We start from the raw sequence: 5,524 nt of genomic DNA on the forward strand, positions 1-5,524 counted from the left end.
GTACGCATTGTTCGATGTCGGCACCGAGCAGCAGGTCCTGACCGGCAGCGTGACCGGCAGCACCGATCAGCTCCGCGACATGTCGCACTACATCGCCGACCAGTCGTTCGAGAAGCTCACCGGTATCAAGGGCGCGTTCTCCACCAAGATGCTCTATGTCACCGCCGAGCGTTTCTCGGTCGACAACACCCGCTACACCTTGCAGCGCTCCGACTACGACGGCGCCCGCCCGGTGACCCTGCTGCAGTCGCGCGAGCCCATCGTGTCGCCGCGCTTCTCGCCCGATGGCCGCCGTATCGCCTATGTCTCCTTCGAACAGAAGCGCCCGCGTATCTTCATCCAGTACGTCGATACTGGCCGTCGTGAGCAGATCACCAATTTCGAGGGCCTGAATGGCGCTCCGGCATTCTCCCCTGACGGCAACCGCCTGGCCTTCGTCCTGTCGCGCGACGGCAACCCGGAAATCTACGTCATGGACCTTGGCAGCCGCGCCCTGCGCCGCCTGACCAACAACCTGGCGATCGATACCGAACCCTTCTGGGGCAAGGACGGCTCTACCCTGTACTTCACCTCGGACCGTGGCGGCAAGCCGCAGATCTACAAGATGAACGTGAACAGCGGTGCCGTGGACCGGGTAACCTTCATCGGCAACTACAACGCCAACCCGAAACTCTCGGCCGACGAGAAGACCCTGGTAATGGTTCACCGCCAGCAGGGCTACACCAACTTCCAGATCGCCGCCCAGGACCTCCAGCGCGGCAATCTGCGGGTGCTGTCGAACACCACTCTGGACGATTCGCCCACTGTTGCGCCCAATGGCACCATGCTAATCTACGCCACCCGCCAGCAGGACCGGGGCGTGCTGATGCTCGTATCCATCAACGGACGCGTACGGATACCTCTCCCTACCGCTCAGGGCGATGTGCGCGAGCCTTCCTGGTCCCCTTACCTGAACTGACGGTCGCCAACGGTTACAAACTTATACACTGGGGTTCATTAGGAGTTACATGATGGAAATGCTGAAATTCGGCAAATTTGCTGCGCTGGCTCTGGCCATGGCTGTGGCTGTGGGTTGCTCCTCCAAGGGCGGCGATGCTTCCGGTGAAGGTGCCAATGGCGGCGTCGACCCGAACGCAGGCTATGGCGCCAACAGCGGTGCCGTTGACGGCAGCCTGAGCGACGAAGCCGCTCTGCGTGCGATCACCACCTTCTACTTCGAGTACGACAGCTCCGACCTGAAGCCGGAAGCCATGCGCGCTCTGGACGTACACGCGAAAGACCTGAAAGGCAGCGGTCAGCGCGTAGTGCTGGAAGGCCACACCGACGAACGTGGCACCCGCGAGTACAACATGGCTCTGGGCGAGCGTCGTGCCAAGGCCGTTCAGCGCTACCTGGTGCTGCAGGGCGTTTCGCCGGCCCAGCTGGAACTGGTTTCCTACGGTAAAGAGCGTCCGGTCGCCACCGGCCACGACGAGCAGTCCTGGGCTCAGAACCGTCGCGTCGAGCTGAAGAAGTAAGAAGTCGTTATGCCCAAGCACCTGCGTGTCCTGACGTTCCTCGCGCTCAGCCTGCCATTCGCGGCCTGGGCGGAAGTTCCTGTGTATGACGGCGTTGCCGCCAACAATGGCGGCAACGTTCCTCCTTCCGGGTATGGCACGGCAGGTGCCGGCGGCGCCTTTGCCGGAGGTGGGGTGACAACCCCTACCTCCGTGCAGGGCGAACTGTTCATGCAGCTCCAGCAGATGCAGGACGAGTTGGCTCGCCTGCGTGGCACGCTCGAGGAACAGCAGAACCAGATCCAGCAGCTCAAGCAGGAAAGCCTGGAACGCTACCAGGACCTCGACCGTCGGATTTCCGGTGGTGGCGCTCCCGCTGCACAGAATTCCGCACCCGCTGGCGCCATCAACGCCAATGGGGCGCCTGCGGCTCCCGCAGGCAACAACGCACCGGCGCCGAGTAGCGAGCCGGGCGACCCGGCGAAGGAGAAGCTCTACTACGACGCGGCCTTCGACCTGATAAAGAGCAAGGATTTCGACAAGGCGAGCCAGGCGTTCAATGCCTTCTTGCGCAAGTACCCGAACAGCCAGTACTCCGGCAACGCCCAGTACTGGCTCGGCGAGGTGAACCTGGCCAAGGGCGACCTGCAAGGTGCCGGCCAGGCTTTCGCGCGGGTCAGCCAGAGCTACCCCAGCAGCCAGAAGGTGCCCGACTCGCTGTACAAGCTGGCGGACGTCGAGCGTCGCCTGGGTAACAACGACAAGGCCAAGGGCATCCTCCAGCAGGTCATTTCCCAGTACCCGGGCACTTCGGCCGCCCAACTGGCGCAGCGCGACCTGAAGAACCTTCGCTGACCCCGTTCCCGATGAACAAACCCGCGCCTGTCGCGGGTTTTTTCGTTAGAATCGGCGCCCCCGTGAAGCTGCATGGTTTCAGCTCGGCTGATCTTCGTGCCTCTCCTCGCGAGACCTTCCGGGATTTCGAGTGCCACGACAGGATACGTTCCGTGGCGCCCCTTCATTTACCGCAACGGAGGCGGACGACCTGTTCAGTCGTCACGCCCGTGGCTGAATATGCAACAGACCCTGCGCATCACCGAGATTTTCTACTCGTTGCAGGGGGAAACACGTACCGCCGGCTTGCCGACGGTCTTCGTGCGCCTGACCGGCTGCCCCCTGCGCTGTCACTATTGCGATACCGCCTATGCCTTCAGCGGCGGCGACGTCGTTAGCCTGGACGCTATTCTCGAGCGGGTTGCCACCTACAAGCCTCGCTACATCTGCGTGACCGGCGGGGAGCCGCTGGCCCAGCCGAATTGCATTTCTCTGCTGGAGCGGCTTTGCGACGCCGGCTACGAGGTTTCCCTGGAAACCAGCGGGGCCCTCGATGTGTCACGGGTCGACCCGCGCGTAAGCAAGGTTCTCGACCTCAAGACGCCGGGATCTGGCGAGGTCGGACGCAACCGATACGAAAATATCCCGTTGCTGACCGACAACGATCAGGTGAAGTTTGTCGTCTGTTCGCGAGAGGACTACGACTGGGCGGTATCCAAGCTGATCGAGTACCGCCTCGACCAGCGTGCCGGTGAAGTCCTGTTCTCGCCGAGCCACCATCAGGTCAGCGCGCGAGAACTGGCCGATTGGATCGTGGCCGACAACCTGCCGGTCCGCCTGCAATTGCAACTGCACAAGATTCTCTGGAACGACGAACCGGGCCATTGAGACGAGGAATCCATCATGAACCAGAAGAAAGCGGTCATCCTGCTCTCCGGCGGCCTCGACTCCGCCACCGTTGTCGCCATGGCCAAGGCCGACGGCTACGCCTGCTACACCATGAGTTTCGACTACGGCCAGCGCCATCGCGCCGAGCTGCAGGCCGCCGAGCGCGTGGCCCGGCAGTTGGGCGTGATCGAGCACAAGGTGATAGGGCTCGACCTCAATGGCATGGGCGGCTCGGCATTGACCGACGAGAGCATCGCGGTGCCCGAGTCGCCTAGCGAAGGTATACCGGTGACTTACGTGCCGGCGCGCAATACGGTGTTCCTCTCGCTCGCCCTGGGCTGGGCCGAGGTCCTGGATGCCCGTGACATCTTCATCGGTGTGAATGCGGTGGATTACTCTGGTTATCCGGATTGTCGCCCTGAGTTCGTCGAGGCTTTCGAACGCATGGCGAACCTGGCAACCAAGGCGGGCGTGGAAGGCAATGGCTTCCGCATCCAGGCGCCGCTGCAGTATCTGTCCAAGGCGCAGATCATCCAGGCGGGCGTGGCGCGCGGGGTGGATTACGGCCTGACGGTGTCCTGTTATCAAGCCGATGAGCAGGGACGTGCGTGCGGCAAATGCGATAGCTGCCGGCTGCGTGCGGATGGCTTCGCGGCGGCTGGTATTTCCGACCCGACGCCATATTTCTGAAAAAAATTCGCGAGAGGTGTTGTTTTTACGTTAGAAATCAGTATTATACGCCTCGCGTTGGGTCGTTAGCTCAGTCGGTAGAGCAGTTGGCTTTTAACCAATTGGTCGTAGGTTCGAATCCTACACGACCCACCATTTTCTGAGGGGCGAGTTGCATAGGCTAGGAAGGGGTGTTACGCCGGTTCTTGTCTAGCAGCCGTCTGGGCCGAACATTAGGCCCGCATTGACGTGATGTCAATATGGAATAGCCCGCCTTTCTAGGTGGGCTTTTCTGTTTCTAAGGCTCTGAAACCATTCTGCAGGCGTAGCAATGCGCCCCCGACGTAATCAGCGATTACAGAGGGTACTGTGGTATTGGCCTTGAAATTGCGCTGGCTCTGCCAGCATGCCGGCGCTGGAATCCAGGCGCTCTCGGTAATTCCAGATTTTTCCTACAGGCCTAACGATCTGCTGGAAGGCACGGCTACCTTTCGTCCGGTAGCCGGCCCTCAGTACCGGTATCGCTAGGCGAGATTGCTTCGGGCGGCAGATCCCCATCCGCCTGATCCGCTTGTTGCAGCGGGAGCCGCGGATGCCGAGGCGGCACGGTTCGATAAGTTTTGAGCCATCAGAGTGAACAGCACGCTTGGCTCGAAGGTGTCAGGTGGCTGTGGTAGCGCATCTGCTTCCCACGCGGTTGGACCTCCCTGAATGCCTGTCCCTGGCGTGTGCTCCCTTGGTTCTGCAGGCTCTGTCCTGGCCTCCGGTGGCGGCGCTTCACTCACTCGAGCGAGAGGTTGCCCGCATGGCTTCGGTTTGGCAGAGGCTTGCGGGGAGCCGCTGTAATCCACCTTCCTGACATTCTCCAGCGCGCCTTGGGCCAGGCTTCTAGCATGCAGCACGGCACGCATGTGATCGTAGTCGGCCTCGATGTAGCTCATCGTGGTCTGGATATTCGAGTGGTTGAGCAGGCACTTCGTGAGGTGAATGTTCCGCTCGGGTGCTTTCATCAAGTCGGTGGCCAGGGTGTGTCGGAAACGGTGCGGGGTCATCCGCACCCCAATCTTCTCGGTCAACTTCCGGTACATGGCTTCGACCTGGTCGGAGTTCATCACCTTGCTCTTGTAGTGCGGTGAGAACCGGTTGACGTTGAACAACTGGTCGTCATCGGCGAATCCGGCTCTATCGGCCTCTTGCAGGAGCCTCGATAGGTGAGGCACAAGCCCCTCCGTTATCGGCACTACGAACTCTTTGTGAGTCTTCTCAGTCTCGCCGCGGATGAGGATCAGTTGATTATCCCAGTCGATGTCGCGCTTGCGGATGCACAGCAGCGCATTCAACCGGATGCCGGTGTAGTAGAAGACCTCAAACGTGCAAAGCCAGAACCAGGCGGGAGTGATGCGTGCGCGATCGCCGGTGCAGCGCTCGGCGCCGACCTGCATGTTGAGCCAATTGCGGGCGCGCAGGATGGCTTCGGCTGCGACGGTTTTGCTTGCTCGCCTGGGGGGGATGACGGTGGTCTTTCTGAACGGGTTGACTTGGGAGTGCGTCACCAGCTCGTGCTCGATGGCATAGCCCCAGATCGTTCGCAGATGATTCGAATACGTGTTCCAGCTCCGCTTGGACAGGCCTTGTTC

At 61.2% G+C, this 5,524-nt stretch carries 6 protein-coding genes and 1 tRNA gene; 6 read left to right on the forward strand and 1 reads right to left on the reverse strand.

What is annotated here, in order from left to right:
* From tolB to FFS27_RS27740, 6 genes are all read left to right on the forward strand, one after another.
* On the forward strand, positions 1-958 hold a 958-nt coding region (tolB, locus tag FFS27_RS27715), incomplete at its 5' end, for a Tol-Pal system beta propeller repeat protein TolB (RefSeq protein WP_137952349.1).
* Between the two features lie 52 nt (positions 959-1,010).
* Positions 1,011-1,517 (forward strand): peptidoglycan-associated lipoprotein Pal, encoded by a 507-nt coding sequence (gene pal / locus FFS27_RS27720; RefSeq protein WP_003111417.1) that lies wholly within the window; start codon positions 1,011-1,013, stop codon positions 1,515-1,517.
* 9 nt (positions 1,518-1,526) lie between these two features.
* On the forward strand, positions 1,527-2,351 hold the full coding sequence (gene ybgF, locus FFS27_RS27725) for a tol-pal system protein YbgF (protein ID WP_003140772.1): 825 nt from the start codon (positions 1,527-1,529) through the stop codon (positions 2,349-2,351).
* Between the two features lie 219 nt (positions 2,352-2,570).
* Positions 2,571-3,218, forward strand: coding sequence for a 7-carboxy-7-deazaguanine synthase QueE (queE, locus tag FFS27_RS27730; RefSeq protein ID WP_003111416.1), 648 nt, complete (start codon positions 2,571-2,573; stop codon positions 3,216-3,218).
* A 15-nt stretch (positions 3,219-3,233) separates the two neighbouring features.
* Positions 3,234-3,908 carry a 7-cyano-7-deazaguanine synthase QueC gene (gene queC / locus FFS27_RS27735; RefSeq protein WP_003111415.1) on the forward strand — a complete coding sequence of 225 codons (675 nt, stop codon included), beginning with the start codon at positions 3,234-3,236 and terminating at the stop codon, positions 3,906-3,908.
* Positions 3,909-3,967: 59 nt separating this feature from the next.
* A tRNA-Lys gene (locus tag FFS27_RS27740) sits at positions 3,968-4,043 on the forward strand.
* 368 nt (positions 4,044-4,411) lie between these two features.
* Here the strand turns inward: FFS27_RS27740 and FFS27_RS27750 are convergent.
* Positions 4,412-5,524 (reverse strand): site-specific integrase (locus FFS27_RS27750; RefSeq protein ID WP_137952350.1); only part of this gene is annotated, 1,113 nt, incomplete at its 5' end.

The organism is Pseudomonas sp. 2VD (assembly GCF_005503585.1).
Classification (GTDB): Bacteria; Pseudomonadota; Gammaproteobacteria; order Pseudomonadales; family Pseudomonadaceae; genus Pseudomonas; species Pseudomonas aeruginosa.